Consider the following 452-nt stretch of genomic DNA (forward strand, 5'->3'; position numbering starts at 1 on the left):
CGATTATTCCCGCTTTGATACCGATGAGCTTATTAGTGATAACGGTATTGATGATGCATTCAGCATACATGAGCTACCCGTCTATGTTGTTAGTCGTCATGGACGTTCTTATAAACGCTGGAGTCGTGATAGTGCCATTAATAGATTAGCCCATATCATGACACAAAAAGTATTCAACCGTGCCGGACGCGAAACTAATTACCCGACCCAGCTAATTATTAGTAAAGACAACGAGGCGCACTGGAAAGCAGGGGAATTACTACCTAATTACATCCAGTGTCATAAAAGAGCGGTCAGGCGAATAAGATTATTGCTTAAGCGTAGAAAGGAAATAGAGGTATTGCGCAAAAAATATATTGGCGCTTTCGTTGAAGCCGAACGATTAAAAAAAGAATTTATTAATGCTACTGCCAAAAACAGTCCAGCTATATCTTAATTAAAGTTAGGAGTTG

The 452-nt window shown here is 39.6% G+C and carries 1 protein-coding gene; it reads left to right on the plus strand.

What is annotated here, in order from left to right; genetic code table 11:
* Positions 1 to 436 (plus strand): hypothetical protein (locus ACGF5R_RS24515; RefSeq protein WP_387693250.1); only part of this gene is annotated, 436 nt, incomplete at its 5' end.
* Between the last annotated feature and the right edge of the window lie 16 nt (positions 437 to 452).

Source organism: Photorhabdus sp. RM71S (assembly GCF_042879355.1).
Lineage (GTDB): Bacteria > Pseudomonadota > Gammaproteobacteria > Enterobacterales > Enterobacteriaceae > Photorhabdus > Photorhabdus kayaii.